This is a genomic window from Aeromonas sp. ASNIH2 (genome assembly GCF_002934795.1).
Classification (GTDB): domain Bacteria; phylum Pseudomonadota; class Gammaproteobacteria; order Enterobacterales; family Aeromonadaceae; genus Aeromonas; species Aeromonas caviae.
This window is the reverse complement of sequence record NZ_CP026406.1, coordinates 1,044,719-1,061,473: the sequence shown is the minus strand read 5'-3', so window position 1 is coordinate 1,061,473 and position 16,755 is coordinate 1,044,719. Positions and strand designations below refer to the sequence as shown.

General features: G+C 61.2%; 19 protein-coding genes. 6 read left to right on the top strand and 13 right to left on the bottom strand.

Translation table 11 applies throughout. The features are described from left to right. Positions 1 to 27 precede the first annotated feature (27 nt). The gene (locus C3F36_RS04835; RefSeq protein WP_104454594.1) at positions 28 to 414 is read left to right on the top strand and encodes a DUF423 domain-containing protein; all 387 of its coding nucleotides are present in this window, start codon (positions 28 to 30) and stop codon (positions 412 to 414) included. Then, the gene (gene rlmM, locus C3F36_RS04830; protein ID WP_104454593.1) at positions 407 to 1,501 is read left to right on the top strand and encodes a 23S rRNA (cytidine(2498)-2'-O)-methyltransferase RlmM; all 1,095 of its coding nucleotides are present in this window, start codon (positions 407 to 409) and stop codon (positions 1,499 to 1,501) included. The genes C3F36_RS04835 and rlmM overlap by 8 nt, the downstream gene beginning before the upstream one ends. A 66-nt stretch (positions 1,502 to 1,567) precedes the next feature. Here rlmM and C3F36_RS04825 read toward each other — a convergent pair whose 3' ends face one another. From C3F36_RS04825 to queF, 7 genes are all read right to left on the bottom strand, one after another. Continuing rightward, the gene (locus C3F36_RS04825; protein WP_041211281.1) at positions 1,568 to 2,011 is read right to left on the bottom strand and encodes a hypothetical protein; all 444 of its coding nucleotides are present in this window, start codon (positions 2,009 to 2,011) and stop codon (positions 1,568 to 1,570) included. 120 nt (positions 2,012 to 2,131) lie between these two features. After that, the gene (locus C3F36_RS04820; RefSeq protein WP_049636264.1) at positions 2,132 to 3,139 is read right to left on the bottom strand and encodes an isocitrate dehydrogenase; all 1,008 of its coding nucleotides are present in this window, start codon (positions 3,137 to 3,139) and stop codon (positions 2,132 to 2,134) included. A gap of 142 nt (positions 3,140 to 3,281) precedes the next feature. Continuing rightward, positions 3,282 to 4,079, bottom strand: coding sequence for a flap endonuclease Xni (xni, locus tag C3F36_RS04815; protein ID WP_104454592.1), 798 nt, complete (start codon positions 4,077 to 4,079; stop codon positions 3,282 to 3,284). A gap of 127 nt (positions 4,080 to 4,206) precedes the next feature. After that, on the bottom strand, positions 4,207 to 5,562 hold the full coding sequence (gene ppnN, locus C3F36_RS04810; protein ID WP_104454591.1) for a nucleotide 5'-monophosphate nucleosidase PpnN: 1,356 nt from the start codon (positions 5,560 to 5,562) through the stop codon (positions 4,207 to 4,209). Between the two features lie 158 nt (positions 5,563 to 5,720). Continuing rightward, positions 5,721 to 7,322, bottom strand: coding sequence for a GGDEF domain-containing protein (locus C3F36_RS04805; RefSeq protein WP_104454590.1), 1,602 nt, complete (start codon positions 7,320 to 7,322; stop codon positions 5,721 to 5,723). Between the two features lie 85 nt (positions 7,323 to 7,407). Continuing rightward, entirely contained in the window at positions 7,408 to 9,678 is a 2,271-nt protein-coding gene (locus C3F36_RS04800; RefSeq protein ID WP_104454589.1) for a hypothetical protein, read from the bottom strand. Positions 9,679 to 9,794: 116 nt separating this feature from the next. Further along, positions 9,795 to 10,643, bottom strand: coding sequence for an NADPH-dependent 7-cyano-7-deazaguanine reductase QueF (gene queF / locus C3F36_RS04795; RefSeq protein WP_010673385.1), 849 nt, complete (start codon positions 10,641 to 10,643; stop codon positions 9,795 to 9,797). Between the two features lie 105 nt (positions 10,644 to 10,748). On the opposite strand from queF, the gene syd reads away from it, so the two are divergent. Further along, on the top strand, positions 10,749 to 11,297 hold the full coding sequence (gene syd / locus C3F36_RS04790) for a SecY-interacting protein (protein WP_069785577.1): 549 nt from the start codon (positions 10,749 to 10,751) through the stop codon (positions 11,295 to 11,297). A gap of 73 nt (positions 11,298 to 11,370) precedes the next feature. On the opposite strand, the gene C3F36_RS04785 is transcribed toward syd, so the two are convergent. The 5 genes from C3F36_RS04785 to C3F36_RS04765 form a co-directional block, all read right to left on the bottom strand. Next, on the bottom strand, positions 11,371 to 12,156 hold the full coding sequence (locus C3F36_RS04785; RefSeq protein WP_104454588.1) for a Zn-ribbon-containing protein: 786 nt from the start codon (positions 12,154 to 12,156) through the stop codon (positions 11,371 to 11,373). 9 nt (positions 12,157 to 12,165) lie between these two features. Next, positions 12,166 to 12,471, bottom strand: coding sequence for a DNA-binding protein (locus C3F36_RS04780; RefSeq protein ID WP_052816317.1), 306 nt, complete (start codon positions 12,469 to 12,471; stop codon positions 12,166 to 12,168). 158 nt (positions 12,472 to 12,629) lie between these two features. Next, positions 12,630 to 12,866, bottom strand: coding sequence for a DUF2789 domain-containing protein (locus C3F36_RS04775; protein ID WP_039039420.1), 237 nt, complete (start codon positions 12,864 to 12,866; stop codon positions 12,630 to 12,632). Positions 12,867 to 12,925: 59 nt separating this feature from the next. Continuing rightward, on the bottom strand, positions 12,926 to 13,222 hold the full coding sequence (locus C3F36_RS04770; protein ID WP_039039421.1) for a DUF3301 domain-containing protein: 297 nt from the start codon (positions 13,220 to 13,222) through the stop codon (positions 12,926 to 12,928). A 68-nt stretch (positions 13,223 to 13,290) separates the two neighbouring features. After that, complete coding sequence (locus tag C3F36_RS04765) at positions 13,291 to 14,319, bottom strand: DUF3549 family protein (protein ID WP_104454587.1); 1,029 nt, start codon at positions 14,317 to 14,319, stop codon at positions 13,291 to 13,293. 197 nt (positions 14,320 to 14,516) lie between these two features. On the opposite strand from C3F36_RS04765, the gene C3F36_RS04760 reads away from it, so the two are divergent. The 3 genes from C3F36_RS04760 to C3F36_RS04750 all read left to right on the top strand — a co-directional run bounded on the left by C3F36_RS04760 (position 14,517) and on the right by C3F36_RS04750 (position 16,253). After that, the gene (locus tag C3F36_RS04760) at positions 14,517 to 14,852 is read left to right on the top strand and encodes a YqcC family protein (RefSeq protein ID WP_041211288.1); all 336 of its coding nucleotides are present in this window, start codon (positions 14,517 to 14,519) and stop codon (positions 14,850 to 14,852) included. Then, positions 14,852 to 15,628 carry a tRNA pseudouridine(65) synthase TruC gene (gene truC / locus C3F36_RS04755; protein WP_424930940.1) on the top strand — a complete coding sequence of 259 codons (777 nt, stop codon included), beginning with the start codon at positions 14,852 to 14,854 and terminating at the stop codon, positions 15,626 to 15,628. Before C3F36_RS04760 ends, truC begins: the two co-directional genes overlap by 1 nt. 184 nt (positions 15,629 to 15,812) lie before the next feature. Further along, positions 15,813 to 16,253 (top strand): flavodoxin, encoded by a 441-nt coding sequence (locus C3F36_RS04750; protein WP_104454585.1) that lies wholly within the window; start codon positions 15,813 to 15,815, stop codon positions 16,251 to 16,253. Positions 16,254 to 16,324: 71 nt separating this feature from the next. Here the strand turns inward: C3F36_RS04750 and C3F36_RS23225 are convergent, their stop codons facing one another. Continuing rightward, complete coding sequence (locus tag C3F36_RS23225) at positions 16,325 to 16,465, bottom strand: hypothetical protein (protein ID WP_158654935.1); 141 nt, start codon at positions 16,463 to 16,465, stop codon at positions 16,325 to 16,327. Positions 16,466 to 16,755: the final 290 nt, after the last annotated feature.

Genomic DNA, 16,755 nt, shown 5'->3' with positions numbered 1-16,755 from the left:
GAGAGAAGAAGCGTGCAAGGAGAGAAGATGCAGATCCAACGACATTGGCTGGTGCTGGCGGGCTTCTTCGGCCTGACGGCCACCATGCTCGGGGCCTACGGCGCTCACGGGCTGGCGGCGACCGGCATTGCTCCTTCGTTGCTGGCGGCGTTCAACACCGCCGTGCAATACCAGTTTTTCCACGCCCTGGCCCTGCTGGTGCTGGGGTTGTGCGGCGTGCGCGGCAAGGTGATCACCTTCACGGGCGCCGTCTTTGTGCTGGGGATCCTGGGATTCTCCGGCAGTATTTACGCCATGGTGCTGCTTGGCAGCAAGGGGCTGGGGCTCATCACCCCGGCCGGTGGCCTCTGTTTTATGTTGGGATGGGCGGCTCTGATGTGGGCCGGCTGTCGTCTTGGAGGAAAGAATGAATAATCTGCTGCTTTATTGCCGCCCGGGTTTTGAGAAAGAGGCGGCGGCAGAGATCACCGAGCGTGCCGGCAACATGCAGTGCTACGGCTTTGCCCGGGTCAAGGACGACAGCGGCTATGTGATCTTCGAGTTGTATGACGAGGAGCAGGCCGATCTGCTGGCGCGCAAGCTGCCGTTCCGCGAGCTCATCTTCATTCGCCAGATGCTGGTGGTGACCCACGAGCTGAAAGATCTGGAAATAAGCGATCGGGTCTCTCCCATCCTGGAGGCGGCGAGCGGTTACGCCATTTGCGGTGATCTTCGGGTGGAGACGGCCGATACCAACGAGGCGAAGGAGCTCTCCGCCTTCTGCCGCAAGTTCACCGTGCCGCTTCGCCAGGCGCTGCGCAGCAACGAGATCCTGACCAAGAAGGAGACCCCGAACCGTCCCGTGTTCCACGCCTTCTTCCTGGCCAATGACCACCTGATGCTGGGGTACTCCTACTCCTTCAACAACTCCGCCTTCCACATGGGGATCCCGCGCCTGCGCTTCCCGGCCGATGCCCCGAGCCGCTCCAGCCTCAAGCTGGAAGAGGCGTTCTACGTCTTCGTGCCGAAGGAAGAGTGGGACTTGCGCCTGTGCTCCGGCCTGAAGGCCGTGGATCTTGGCGCCTGCCCGGGTGGCTGGACCTATCAGCTGGTGCGTCGCGGCATGATGGTGACGGCGGTGGACAATGGCATGATGGCCCAATCCCTGATGGACACAGGTCAGGTGAAGCACATCCGTGACGATGGTTTCGTGTGGCGGCCGAGCAAGAAGAATACCTACTGGCTGGTGTGCGACATGGTGGACAAACCGGCGCGAGTGACCCACATGGTGGCCGACTGGTTCAGGGAGAACGACTGTCAGGAAGCCATGTTCAACCTCAAGCTGCCGATGAAGAAGCGCTACGCCGAGGCGCTGCACAACATCGAGGTGCTGCGCGGACTGCTGGCCGACATCGACGGCGGTTTCATCATTCAGGCCAAACAGCTCTATCACGATCGCGAAGAGATCACGGTGCACGTTTACAACAAGTTCTGGGTCTCCAAGCTGTCCCCCAAGTCCTGAAGCAGCATCGGGAACAGGGCATGAAAAAACCGGACGGCGACGTCCGGTTTTTTTGTGTCTGGGTCATCAGAAGCGGTAGTCCAGACGCATCATGGACTCGTCGTCGGTGATCTTCAGCTCAATTTGCAGGGGAATGGTCTTGTCACTGGGGTTGAACTGCATCTTGACGCCATCCCCGCGAAGCTTGACCGAGGTGTTGATGCCGCCAGCGTTGAACTTGATCCTGGGCTTTTGCTTTTCGAAGGAGAGGCTGACGCTCTTCTCTGCCGTGAGGTTCAGCTTCTGATAGGGGGTGACCTGCCGATTGCCGTTGCTGTCGGTGGTGATATCCACCCCCAGAGAGAGCGGCTTGGGCTGTTTGAGCAGATCGTTGGTATCCAGAGTGGATTGCCAGGTCTGCTTGGCTGGCGCCTCGTGCTGGGGAGGCGGCGTCAACCAGGCATTGTCGACTGGCCTGTCTAATGCCGTGGCACTGCTGCTGACAATCAGCAAGATGAAAGTAGCACGCATGGTGGATCTCCTTATCCCTCATATCAACATAGTATTCATCTGGCGAGGGAGGTAGGGAGGCGTTGGCATAAAACAAAGGGAGCCGAAGCTCCCTTTTAAAATCATATGGTTGGATTCTATTTATAGACGGTCGATGATGGCCTGGGTGAATTCGCTGGTGGACGCTGTGCCCCCCAGGTCACGGGTCACCCGATCGCCGGACTCGATGGTCGTCCGCACGGCCTCGCGAATGCGCTCCGCCTTGTCCTGCATGCCGAGATACTCCAGCATCTGGATGGAGGCGAGGATCACCGAGGTGGGGTTGGCGATGTTCTTGCCGGCGATGTCCGGCGCAGAGCCGTGCACCGCTTCGAAGATGGCGGCCCCTTCACCGATGTTGGCGCCCGGCGCCATGCCCAGCCCCCCCACCAGACCGGCACAGAGATCCGAGAGAATGTCGCCGAACAGGTTGGTGGTGACCATCACATCGAAGCGCTCCGGGTACATCACCAGGTTCATGCAGGCGGCGTCGACGATCATCTCCTCGTTCTGGATGTCCGGGTAGCGGGCCGCGACCTGACGGGCCACTTCCAGGAACAGGCCGGAGGTGGACTTGAGGATGTTGGCCTTGTGGATGATGGTGACCTTCTTGCGTCCTTCCTGGCGCGCCAGCTCGAAGGCGAAGGTGACGATGCGCTCGGCCCCTTCCCGGGTGATGATGCTCATCGCCTCGGCGCTCTGGTTGTCATCGCTGCGCTTCTGGCCGGCACCGGAGTACATGCCTTCGGTGTTCTCGCGCACCGTGATGATGTCGATGTTGTCGTAACGGCTCTTGGTGCCCTTGAAGGAGAGGACGGGGCGCACGTTGGCGTAGAGATTGAACTTCTTGCGCAGGGAGACGTTGATGGAGGTGAAGCCGCCGCCGACCGGAGTGGTGAGCGGGCCTTTCAGGCTGACCTTGTTCTTCTCGATCAGGTCGAGGGTGGCCTGGGGCAGCAGTTCGCCATGTTTTTCCAGGGCTACCAGACCGGCGTCTGCGTATTCGTAGTCGAAGTCACAACCCGCGTGGGTCAGGATCTGGATGGCGGATTCGATGATGCTGGGGCCGATGCCGTCGCCCGGGATGACGGTAATCTTTCTTTTTGACATGAGGCGTATCCACTTCTAGGGAACAGAGGGGGAGGATTCGTCGGCTTTATACCATTTTTGCACCACATCCTCCATGTTTCTTTACATTTTACCCATTTATGTCAACAGGTACGGCCTGTCTTGGGAAATGGTGTGCTGGGGATCACGCCCCGGCATCATGGATGGGAGGGTAGCGGATCTCCCGCAGGTTGAATCCGAGCGGGATATCGTGCTGCAGCCGGACCAGGCGTTGGGCCAGCAGGGCCTCTTCCCGGTGCTGGCGCAGCTTGAGCAGGGGTCTGGTGGCATCCTCCCGCTCACAGGCCTCCAGCATGGCAGCCAGGTCCCCGTATTGCTGCAGCAACTGGGTGGCGGTCTTGGGGCCGATGCCGGGCACCCCCTTGATGTTGGAGCCGCCGATACCGGTCAGGGCCCAGAAGTCCACAAGCTGGGTCGGTGTAACGCCGTACTGCTGCTGGACGAAGGCGGCATCCAGCCAGCGTTTGTTGAAGTAATCCCGCACCCGGATCTGCGGGCAGATGAGCTGGCAGAACCCCTTGTCGGTGGAGATGATGGTGGCGCTGGCGCCGTGCTGGGCAATGCCGCTTGCCAGGGTGGCGATGAGATCGTCCGCCTCGTCGGTCTGGGAGAGCAGGGCATCCACACCGCACTCCCAGAAGGCGTCCTGCAGGTCGGCAAGCCCTTCCCTCAGCTCATCCGGCATGGGGGTGCGGCCCTCCTTGTAGGGGGGATAGAGCGTCTTGCGCCAGCTGTGGACCTCACCGTCAAAGACCGCGATGGCGTGGGTCGGCTTGCTGGCCGCCAGGAGCTTCTTGCAGGTGTTGATGAGGTTGGCACGGGTGGCGAGCAGGGCCTGAGCCGGGGTCAGTCCCTGCTGGCTCTGCACCGCGTGCAGTCGGCGGATGAGGTTGAGGGCATCGATGATGAGCAGGTGTGGCATGGGGCACTCCGGGCGTCGGGGATTGCCATTGTAACAATGGTGGCGTCTCCTGCTAACCCCGTAGAAGACCAGTCAATGAAAGAGGGGCCCATGGGCCCCTCCGGTGCGGTGCATTGTGATGTCCCGACTATTTGACTATCTCGTAGCAGGGAACGTACTGGCTGCCCGGCAGCTTCATGCGCTGCTGCTTGACGAAGCTTTCCAGCAATCTGTCCATCAGGTGCATCAGCTCCTTGTCGCCGTGCAGCTTGAAGGGACCCTTCTTCTCGATGGCCCTGATGCCCCCTTCCTTGACGTTGCCTGCGACGATGCCTGAGAAGGCGCGGCGCAGGTTGGCTGCCAGCAGCTGGGGTGGCTGGTTGCGATGCAGATCCAGGCTGGCCATGCTGGCGTGATCCGGCTCGAACGGCAGCTGGAACTCGGGCTCGATCCGCAGGGACCAGTTGAAGGAGTAGGCATCTCCCACCGACTTGCGGTATTCGCGGATCTTCGGCATCGCCTCCTTCATCACGCGGGCCACCTCGGGCGCATCGCCGATGATGATCCGGTAGAGACTGGTGGCGGCTTCCCCCAGGGTCGCCTTGACGAAGTCGTCGATGGCGCGGAAGTAGTCGGCGCTCTCTTTCGGGCCGGTCAGCACGATGGGGATGGGTTGGCGATCGTTGGCCGGGTGCATCATGATGCCGAGCAGGTAGAGCAGCTCCTCGGCAGTGCCGACCCCGCCCGGGAAGATGATGATGCCGTGACCCAGACGCACGAAGGCTTCCAGCCGCTTCTCGATGTCCGGCAGGATCACCAGCTCGTTGACGATGGGGTTCGGCGGTTCGGCGGCGATGATGGAAGGCTCGGTGAGACCGATGTAACGGCCGTTGCGCACCCGCTGCTTGGCGTGGCCGACGGCGGCCCCCTTCATGGGGCCCTCCATGGCACCCGGACCGCAGCCGGTACAGATGTTGAGCTCGCGCAGACCCAGCTCGCTACCCACCGCCCGGGTGTACTGGTATTCCACCTCGTTGATGGAGTGGCCGCCCCAGCAGACCACCAGGTTGGGATCGGCGCCGGACAGGATCGCCTTGGCGTTGCGCAGGATGGCGAACACCACATTGGAGATATGGGTGGAGCTGGTCAGGTTGACCAGACGATTGGACTCGAGCTGGGTCGACACATAGAGAATGTCCCGCAGCACGGAGAACAGGTGCTCCTGGATGCCGCGGATGATCTCGCCGTCGACGAAGGCGTGCTCGGGGGCGTTGAACAGCTCGAGCTTGACCCCGCGCTCGCGCCGGATCACGTGAATATCGAAGGATTTGAAACGTTCCAGTATCTCTTTGGAACTGTCGGTATGGCTGCCGGAGTTGAGGACCGCCAGCGAGCAGTTGCGAAACAGTTGATAGATATCGCTGGAGGCCGTCTGCTTGAGGCGATCCACCTCGAGCTGGGACAGCAGGTCCATGCTGCCCACGGGATTGATGTGTGTAATCATAATTTCCCCTTTCACTCGCTTGTTATCGTTGTGCTTTCCCTGGGGAGAAAACGGGATGCTTTGGCATCCCTCGGGTTCGATAGTAGAGGCAAGGGGGTGGGCAGGGGAATAGGGGGACTGTGCGTTTGCCGCTTTTTTAGCCGCCCCTCAAAGCGGATTCAGGCGAGATTGACCTGATCCCGGCCGGAGTGCTTGGAACTGTAAAGCGCCTTGTCGGCGCGCTCGAACGCATCCGTGGTATGGTCGCCGGTCCGAAACAGGGTGGCACCGATGGAGATGGTGATCTCGACCCTGGCATCGCGAAAGCGGAACGGGATGCTCTTGATGGTCTGACGCAGGTTCTCCAGCGGCTTCTGGTACTTGTCCGGATTGATGTTCGGCAGCAGGACCACGAACTCCTCACCGCCAAAGCGGGCGATGAAGTCGGTGTCGCGCAAGGCGTTCTGCAGGGCCTTGGCAACCACCTTCAATGCCTTGTCGCCGGCCATGTGGCCGTAATTGTCATTGATGTGCTTGAAGTGGTCGATGTCGATGATGGCCAGGCACAGGGGGGTGCCATAGCGTAACCAGCGTTTGTATTCGAGCTCGAGCCGCTCGTCCAGGGCCGCCCGGTTGTGTACCTGGGTCAGGCTGTCGAGGAAGAGCTTGTGTTTCTGGATGCTGAGCCGCTTCTTGTACTCGGCGGTCTCGTCCTTCATCAACCTGAGCTTGGCTTCCATGTTGGAGAGGTGGGTGAGCAGGTGGCGCTCGCGGTTGGCCATCTCCTCCCGCTCCTGCTGCAGCCGGCGGATGGTGTCCAGATGCCCAGAAATGGCGCCCCTGAGTATCTGTGGCGAGTCATGGGCTGCCATGGCGCGATCGATGGCGGCGAGTTCCCGCTCCAGCGCCTGTCCGCTGAGATGGGCGGCATTTTGCAGCGCCCGCCCTTCATCCAGGGATTCGGTAAAGCTGTAATGGACCGAGGAGAGACTCTCGTTCAGGGTGCTGAGAAACGCCTGGGAGGCTTTGCGCTCTTCCCGGGTACCCTCGATGATGAGTTCGATGATCTGCAGGCAGACTTCGGCCAGCAGGGCAGGGGTGATGCCCCCGAGCAACTGGCGGCGGATGTCTGCGAGGCTCTCGCCCACGGCGCCGGCAAAGTCGAGCTCGGTGATGAGACGCTGCAACTCGTCTGAAATCTGGGCATGTGCCTTGATGTCAAAGGAGTCGGTAGGGGCCGGGCTGGAGAGCTCGGTGGGGATCTCCGCCGAAGGGGGGATCAGCGGCTTGCGCGGCAGCAGCTGGATCTTGATCGCCTGCTGGTAGAACTCCAGCAGCCGGATCACCTTCTTCTGGTGATCGCCGATGCCGTAACTCTCCGGGCTGGCGAGAAACTCCTTGAGGGCGCGGCGGGTATCTTCCGGAAACCCCTTGATGGCTTTGAGCTGTTTGCTGCCGAGATCGATGGCTGCCCGGGTCAGGCTGATGGACTCTTCCATGGTGTGGCTGTGCTGCTGCAACAGCTTCTCGATGGCGATCAGATCGGCATCGATGGAGGTGAGCGGAGGGTTGCCTTCAAGTTTCTGCTTGAGCTTGGCGAGCCGGTTGTCGAGCTCGCGATCGTGGCCGCGACAGGCTTGCATCAACTTGCCGATGAACTGGATACTGCGGGTGCGTTCGGCATCGGAGAAGCTCGCCATGCCGTCAAGCTCCTGCTGTTTCTGCTGGAGGGATTCCCTGAGTCTTGCCAGTTGTCCTGTTACGGCAGCCATATCATTCATTCTTCAGGTCGCCCTGTTGTCATTATCGTTTTTGTTTCGTCCAGCAACAGAAAGCCAATCAAAGACCCCGTTGAGTACCTTTTTGTCAAGGATTGTCCGCAACCTTCATCCGTGAAAGCGCAAGCCAGTTAACCCATTGCTTTTCATGAGAAGAATTTACTTTTACCAGTCCCTTGTCAATTGCCATCAAGCAGCATTGCCACACATCTCCGTTAAAAAATGCGGCCTGCTGGCAATCGATGGCGGCCAGCTCAAGCCAGACGCTCTGCTGGCATTTTTCGCTGAGCTGAATGGCACCCGAGAGGGCCAGGTAGCAGAGATCGAACAGGCCGTGGTGATCGAGGGCCATGGCCGCCTTGGGCAGGAAGGGATGACTGACGATGCCGAGGCTGATGCGCCTGTCCAGCGGGTGCTCGCAGGGGAAGGCTGCCAGGGTGTCGAGCAGGGTCTGGGCCAGCTGATGCAACTGGGCCACGTGACGCTGGGGCACCACATAGAGCAGGTGGCCTTCGCGCAGGTCGTAGATGCGGCCATCCTGCGGGGTCAGTTCGTTGACGTAGCGGCCGAAGGCCTGCTCTATCTCGCGGCTGACCTGATACCCATGCTGCTCCAGGCTGTTGCTCAGGAAGGGAACCCGGAACAGCAGGTAGTGCAGCTTGTCGTCAAATTCGCTGGTGGGGCGTTCGCTCAGGTACCAGCGCTCGGATTTCTGCTGGCGCTTGGCCATCTCCCGCGGCCAGCGGCTCATCAGTCGCTGCCAGTTGGCCAAGCCGCTGCGCGGCTCTACCAGCAGGGCCTCTCCCAGCTGTTTGGCATGAAGGCGCGCGACCCGCAGTTTCAGCCAGAGGGTGAAGAACAGATAGATGAAGAGTGCCAGCAGCAGCCCGGTGCTGACGCTGGTCCAGAGGTATCGCTCCTGCTGGTGCTGGCTGACGTCGAGTTGCTGCTCCAGCTCCTTGACCTGTTGCACTCGCTCCACTTGGGCGTAGTTGTCGCGCACCGCCTCCTGCTCCAGCGCCAGCTGCTGCTGGCGAACCAGTTCGCTGCGCTGGTGGTAATTCTTGTAGCTCTCCAGGGCCTGCTGGAGGTAACCCTTCTGCTCATAGGCGACGGAGAGCAGGCGGAAGATCTCGAATTGGCGCCGGATGTCCCCAATCCGGTTAGCCAGGGTGAGGGCGTTCTCCAACTGCAGGATGGCGATGCCCGCCTCCTGCTGCTTGAGGTGCAGCTCTCCCAGCAACAGCAGGGTGTCGATGAGCGACTCCTTGTCATCCCCCAGCTCATGGGACTGGCGTGCGGCGTTCAGATAGTTTCGCGCCAGGTTGAGGTTGCCGGTCTGCAGGTAGGTCTTGCCTATCTCGAACTTGAGGTGGGCGATGCGGGTGCGGTTGCTGCTCTCGTCCAGCAGGTCGAGGGCATTGAAGAAATAGACCAGCGCCATGTTCATCTCGCCCTGATCCCGGTTGAGGCGGGCGAGCACGATCAGGGCGTCGCTCAGCATGGAAGGATTGCCGAGGGCATGAAAATAGTTGGCCGCCTCACTGGCGTATTGCAGCGCTTTTTGTGGCTCCTGCTCTTCCTGATAGAGGCTGACCATCTGGTTCGAGAGCAGGCCGAGGAAGAGGGGATCCTGCAGGGGCTTGGCTTGCTGTTGTGCTTCGATGTACTCCCCCAGTGCAAGCTGGGGCTGACCCAGAGCCTGATAGAGATCCCCGCCCACGGCGCTGGTCCAGGCCCTGGCCAGAGGCTGTTTGGCGTGATCCGCCCATTTGCGGGTCTCGGCCAGCTGCTGCTTGGCGAGATCGAATTGCCGCTCCTCTATGCTGGCGTTGACGCGCAGCAGGCGGCTGTAGACCTGCAACTGGCTCTCCTTGAGGTCGGGATTGGCCAGCAGTTTGTCGAGTTTGTCGAGCAGGGGGGCCGCGGCGCCATGGGTATGCTGTTGCAGGTTGCGGCTTCGGACCAGCAGATAGAGCCCATGGGCCTGCAGCTCGAACTGCTGCTCTTTCTCGGCCATGGCGATGCCCTGCTCAAAGGACTCCTGTGCCGGGGCGAACTGCCCTAGCTGCTGCAGACACTCCCCCTTGAGCAGATAGGCGCCCGTGGTCTGGGTGGCGGTACCGTAGTTCAGCATCGGCTCGCGATAGCCGTACTCCTGACGGTTGCTGATGATCTGCTTGGGATTGTTGGCCGTGCGTTCGAGGAAGGAGGTGGCAATCTGGGCACATCTGGCGGGATCGGTCAGCACCAGGGTCTGGGCCTGCTGCAGGTCGATGGACAACTGCTCCTTGGCCAGATCCAGATCAGGAGCCGACAGGGAGGACATCATCATTGCCAGAAAAAACAGTTGATTCATTGGATTAAGAACGGCACGGAGGTGCAGGCATGTTATCCAAGCCCACCCCCGCCCGTCCAGAGTTTACTGAGGTGATGCGCAGCCGGCCGCAGCCCGCAGGATGGCGGCGCTGGTGATTACTGGCGAATGAGGCGCAGGTTCGCCGGAACCGGCTCCCAGTCGCTGCGGAAGGGGTTGATGTCCAGGCCGCCGCGGCGGGTGTAACGGGCATGGACGGTCAGTTGTTCCGGGGCGCAGAAGTGCTTGAGATCGGTAAAGATGCGCTCGATGCACTGCTCGTGGAACTCGTTGTGCTGGCGGAACGAGATGAGGTAGCGCAACAGCTTCTCCCGGTCGAGACGCGGGCCGCGATAGTGGATCACCACGGATCCCCAGTCCGGCTGGCTGGTCACCAGGCAGTTGGACTTGAGCAGGTGGCTGTGCAGGGTCTCCTCCACGATCTCGCGACCGGCGGCCCCTTGCAGCAGGGTTTCGTCAAACTCGTAGCCGTCCACCTCGATATCCAGGCTGTCGATGCACTCACCGGGCAGCTGGGCTATCTGGTGGGGGGCCTGGTCGAGGGTGAAGAGGGTGACGCTCACCGGGGCACCAGCGCAGCCACTCAGGTCCTGAACCAGCAGCGCTTGCACTGCCTCCAGGGAGTCGCAGCGAGTCTGGTTGAAGGAGTTCAGGTAAAGCTTGAACGACTTGGACTCGATGAGATTCGGGCTGGTAGCCGGCACAAAGACCTCTCCGATGGCAACCACGGGCTTGCCTTTGGCATTGAGCCAGGAGAGTTCATACAGGGTCCAGACGTCGCACCCCTGGAACGGCAGTTCACCTCTCAGGCCAAGATCGTCGCGGTTCAGGCTGCGTGGCACGGGCTGCAGCAGACTCGGGGTGTACTGGCTGATGTAGGCTGACTGCTGCCCCAGGCTCAGGCCTTGCAGCGCACTGGCGCCGGCGTATCTCTCTTGTTTGCTCATGCTGGTTTGCTCACGCTTGTCTGATAAGGGGTTTGATGGTGCAATGGCCCGATTTTTCGATCAGGTACTTGCGGCCATCAGAGGCCGCTATTGTGGGGAATATCGATGTCGGATCAAGTCCTGTCTGCCCTGGAGCAGTTCTTTTTACGCTGGCAGCGCGATGGCGAAGGAAGGCGGGGGCTGCCCCTGTGTGACTGGGAGGCCGACTGGCGCTCTCCTTGCGAGCTGGATGAACCCAGGGAGGGGCGGGTCGCCTGGCGTCCGTTCCAGCGGGAGCAGGCAGCCGACTTCACGGCCATGGCGAACGCCCTGGAGCTGACCCTGCATCCTAGCGCCATCGCCCTGTTTGGCCACTGGTTCAGCCGCCCTCTGTCCTGCTCTTTCAAGGGGTTGCGCATCGAACTCATCCTGCCGTGGAACGATGCCGATCTGGATCTGCTCAAGGAGAACCTCATCGGCCACCTGCTGATGCTGCGCAAGTTGAAGCGATCCCCCTCACTCTTCATTGCCACGACCCGCAACGAGATGACGCTGGTGTCCCTCGATAACGAGAGCGGCCAGGTGTGGCTGGAGTGGCTGGACTCCGGGCGGCGCCTGACGCTGGCCCCCTCGTTGCCGGCCTTTCTGGCACGACTGGAAACCTTGCCCCAGTGATGCCCCAAAAGAGAGGGCCTTGCCACCTGGCAAGGCCCTCTCTTTTTAATGCGCCATTGTGCGCGGTGGGCACCTACTCCTTGAAGTCCCAGGAGAGGTTGGAGACCAGCCTGCAAGGCTCGCACCTGAAGTCGAAGATCTCGTGCAGGGGGGCGGCCAGCGCCCATGGGCCACCACAGCCAGGGCAGGGGCGAGCCCGCTCTTCGGCAGCGCTCAGGCCACCGACCCGGTAGAGATAGTAATAGGTGGGGATGCCGCTCAGGACCTCCAGCCGTCTGGCGAGATCGCTGCCCCGGCGATGAAGGCGGCTGCCCACCTCGCCGATTTCGTGCAGGGCGGCGTGTTCGGCGATGGAGCCGTTCATCTGCAACTGATCGCAGGCTTCCCAATCTTCCTGCCACTTGATGATCTGCTTGTGGTCACCGTTGGCGACGGCGGGCAGCCGATAGAGCGGGATGGGAACGAAGTGGTCGCCGCAGCGCAGGGGAGAGCAACTGTGCAGGAAGCTGGTGTAGAGCAGCATCCAGCTGGGACGCTCCCCCTGCTCTGCGCACGGGTCCGTGCTGTCCGAGAGCAGATCCGCCCCTTGCAGGTGGAGTTTGGGGGCGAGCAGGCCCGCCTGGTGCAGACCTTGCTCGGCAAGGGCGACCAGCTCGCTCTGGTTGTCAGGGTGCAGGCTGTCCTGCTCCGGGCAGACCACCCGACTGACGAAATAGCCTTCGTGCATGCTGGTGGGAAACTCCCGCCCCAGGATCTGACCCTGATAGCGCAGCATGTCGAGGTAGTGGACGATGGCCCGTTCGGCCTCCCCGAGGGAGGTATCGCGGTAGCACTCAAAGGTGAGTTCGAGGATATACATGGCGATGGGTCAATCCGGCTTCTGGTTGAGCAGCAGATCGGTGAGGCGATCGACCTTCTGCTCCAGCCGGGCGAGCTGTTCGCTCAGTTGCTGAAGAGTGACGCTTTCCGTGGCCAAGGGGGATGCCTCGGGGGCACTGGCGGGGGCGGGCGCTGTCGACGCGGGCTGGGGTTGCTGCTTCCACTGGCTCAACACCTTGAGCAGCTCGGCCATGGGCACGGGATGGCTGAGGCGGGCCTTGACCATGGCGGTAGAGGGGGTGATCCCCCTGGCACTGAGTTCGTTGGCTATCTGGATGATCTCTTGGGCTGACATCTTGGCTCCTGCACGGCCGTCTTGCTGCGGGTGGATAGTGGCACAGAGCTTAATCAAAGCCTGTCCATCAGGAAAGCGGAGCGAAGGGCGTGGGTAGCGAGAGGGAGGGGATTGGCGGCTCCGCGTCTACCCAACGCTGGCCGCCGGGAGTGCGGGGATCAGGTCCCCTGGCGCAGCATCACATCCAGCTGGTCGATGGCTTCCGCCCAGTCGGCGTCGTGGCTGAGGGCATCGCGCAGAAAGCCTGCCTGGGAAGGCGTCCAGAACGGCGCGTCGGGCAACTGGGTATGGCGATCGATGGGATGGTCGCGGATAAAACGCTGCTGGCTGATGTCGTCACTGGCCAGCCCCAGCTGGGCAAACAGGGCGGCCATGTCATGGGTGAGCAATTCCATGTCGGTACTCCTTGGAAGGGGGCTGTGGAAGAGTATAGCCAGCCCCCGTGCTCTCAAATCTAGGAGGGGAGACGATGGGGTGGCAGCTCGACACCGGCGACATGCAGCCCCTGCATGCAGAGCTGCCCCTGATAATGGCTCTCACCGTCGCTGGAGAACTCGAACTGGTAGTAGGTGAGCAGGCGCAGGGGCTTGTGCCCCAGGGCACGGTGTGTCCGCGCCAGCGACAGCAGTTGCAGGTCGTGGTGCTGGCAGTAGCGGCGCATGTATTGCCAGGCCAGCTCCGCCTGGCGGCGCTGTTGCCAGAAGGCCCAGCCAACGAGGCCGAGCAGCAAGATCCCAAGCATTTCTCCCATCAGCGGGTTCCTTCTGTGATGTGTGTGGGGCCCTGTTCACCTCAGGCAACAGGGCCGTTGTGTCGGGCCTAGGTGGCAGCGAACAGGCGACCGATGGCCAGACCCAGGGCCTCGCTGCGTTCGGGGTCACGCAGTTTTGCCAGCATATCATTGCGCAGGGCCGGTAGCGTGACGAGCTCGGCAAATACCTGGTTGAAGAACTGGGTGGGTTGCAGGGCGAGCTGCTCCAGAAACAGGCCGAGCAGTTCGGGGTGTTTCAGATCGGGCCAGAGGCGGCCAGCGATGGCGAGGAGCAGGGAGGGGCTTGGCCGGGTTTGCAGCAGGGTCAGCAGCTTGTTGGTGCGCAGTCCGTTGCCCGGGCAGGAGGCCAGTGCCCGGCACAGATAGGCCAGGGTTTCGGGGGCAGGCTCGGCGCACTCCTGCTCCTTGCCGATGCGCTCCAGCAATGCGCCTTGCAGGGCAGGGGGCAGGGGGGCGTTCTCCAGGCTTTGGCACAGGGCGTAAAGGGGGGCCTGCGGCAGCACGGGCAAGGCCTTGCAGACCAGTGCCAGGTTGCGTTCAACCTGCAGCCGCTCCGCGAGATCTGCAAACCCTTGCAGTCCCAGGGCCTGCCACCCCTCTTCCCCCGGCGCCGCCAGATAGTGGCAGAGGGCCTCGTAGTAAGCGGAAGGGGCTTGTTCCAGCTGGCGGGCCAGCTTGGCGTGCACACTGGCCATCTTGGCCTCGGCCGGGCGGAAGGTATAGGGGTTGTCCGCCAGACGCTGGGCCTTCTCTTCGTCCAGTTCACCGGTGAGCTTGTAGCCCAGAGTCTCTACCACCTGATCCATGAAATGCTTGGGGCCGCTGGAGATGAGCAGGCCGCGTTCATCAAGGGCGAACTTGAGGAACCAGAGGTAGTGCCTGGATTCGGTCGGCTGGAAGAAGTGCACGCCGAGCCAGGCGTGTTGCTGCAACGGCCAGGGGTAGGGCTCCTGCTGCTGCTCGATGCGCACGAAGAGGTCGCTGGGGAGCGGGCGCACCTGGCGGCCCAGATCGAACAGCTGGAACTGGGTATCGGCCTGGGTCAGAAACTCGGTCAGGGTGTTGATGGAAGACATGAAGAGATCCCGCTTGAAGATAATGCGGGCGATTATAAGGGGGCTGCACCAGATAGCCAGAGGCGGTGATGCAGGGTATGAAGGTGACGGCAACATGGCAGCCATTGCGGGGTCGGTGTATAGTAGCGCCCCTTTTTGATGGCCGTATTGAGTGGGGCCCCGTCGCAGACCGGGCCCGCGATGAGGAAGTGAGCGAGATGAATCAATATCTGCTGGTTGCCGGTCTGCTGGGAGAGCTGACTGCCGAGTTGCAACGTCTGGAACGCTGGCAAGCCGACCATCCGGGGAGCGAGGCGCTGGCAAGCGAGCTGCCGTTCTGTGTCGATACCCTGAGTTTCGATCAATGGCTGCAGTTCGTGCTGATCCCGCGCATGGAGCAGCTAGTGGTGCAGCAGGCTCCGCTGCCGACCAGCGTCTCCCTTTATCCCATGGCGAGTGAGGTCTATAAAGAGGAGCTGGCGGAGGTCGAGGCCCTGCTTCGTCTGATCGCCCGTTTCGATCTGCTGCTCTCCGGCAAAGTGGTCGAACAATGATGGACGAGCAGACCCGGATAGCGGATGCCTTGCAGCTGACTCTGCTCTATCAGGATGACTGGCTGGTGGCGGTGAACAAACCGTCCGGTCTCCTGGTGCACCGCAGTTGGCTCGACAAGGCCGAGACCCGTTTCGCCATGCAGATGACCCGGGATCTGATCGGGGGTCGTCATGTCTACCCCGTGCACCGACTGGACAGGCCCACTTCGGGTGTGCTGCTGTTTGCTCTCGATCCTGCCGTGGCCCGCACCCTGACCGAGGCCTTTGCTGCCCGTCAGGTCCACAAGGAGTACCTGGCACTGGTGCGGGGATGGGCCCCCGAAGAGGGGCTCATCGACTATCCGCTCAAGGAGCAGCTGGACAAGATTGCCGATGCCTTCAGCGACCCGGATCGCCCCGCCCAGGAGGCGGTGACCGCGTTTCGTCGTCTGCATCAGGTCGAGTTGCCCTTCGCCGTCTCCAAGAAGCATCCCACCAGTCGCTACAGCCTGGTCCGCCTCTTTCCCAAGACGGGGCGCAAGCACCAGCTGCGCCGCCATCTGGATCACCTGTTCCACCCCATCGTTGGTGATACCACCCACGGGGATGGCCGGCACAACCGCTTCTTTCGCGAGCATTACGGGTGCGACCGCCTGCTGTTGATCGCGCACCGTCTGAGCTTCGAGCATCCGGTGCTCAAGGTGCCGATGCGGATCCAGGCGCCCCTGGGCCCCGAGGTGCTGGGTCTGTTCGCCCGTCTGGGCTGGCCTGCCAGCGAGCAAGACTACGGCGCCTGAGCCTCTTTCCATCTGTTGCCTCTGACCGGGCTGTGGCATGCTGTAGCCTAGGTACGTCAGAGGAATGACTTATGGCTCAACGAGATATCGCCTGCGCAATCGCGTGCCCCCCGCCTGTACAGGGGGGCTCTTCCTACCCATCCCGGTCTTGCCGGGCCCAATGTTTGTCCCTGAGGAGTCGCTGATGGCCGAGATCGATATCCTGGTCGGCACCGTCTACGGCTCTGCCATGCTGGTGGCCGAGACCCTCTGTGACCACCTGCAAGCCAATGGCCATGTCTGCCAGATCTTCGATGACGCGGCGCTGACCGACATCGATGCCTCCCGCTTTCTGCTCATCGTGACCGCCACCACGGGGCAGGGGGATATACCGCCCAATTTGCAGCCCTTTGCCAGTGCCCTGGCCGATCGTGCTCCTTATATGAAGGGATGGCGCTATGCCCTCATCGCCATGGGAGACAGCAGCTATGAACACTTCTGCGGAGCGGGGCGAACGCTGGATGCCCTGTTGCAGGAGCTGGCTGCCGAGCCACTGGTTGTGCGCCTGGAAATCGATGCGACGGTAGAAGATGAGCCTGAAGTGGCAGCGCTGGCCTGGTTGAAAACCTGGGAAAGTAGACTGTAGCCAGACCCTTCTCCCCGAGAATAAATTCACCTCCGTGAGTGTGCTGACGGGGGTGTTTTATTTTTGGGGCGTCACGCCTCAGCCCCCAAATATATCCTCACTTTCGTCCGGTTATTTTTCTCGCCAATGATGATAACCGGTTGGCCATATTCATCATCACCCACGACAAATTGAAAAATTAAAAGTTCCGCATTGAAAGCGATTTCAGTCATGTTTTTGCTACTGCGACACGGATTTATCACTTAACTCTCGTTGCAAATTAATATTTGAAAGCGCTTTCTTTGGTTATTGTTTTTCTTTTTTGTGCTTATCTTGGGTGGTTGGTGCCAAAAAATGAAAATTAATTGACATTTTGTGGTTGTGGCTGTCGGTGGCGTGCGATTTGTCATCGTTTTGTGAATCAGCTCATGTTTGCAGGGAATTTGGGTACCTATAATCGACCTCGGTTATCACCAAAACGTTTTTCCGGTGATAAGAACTTGAATATCAGGATCACACTCCT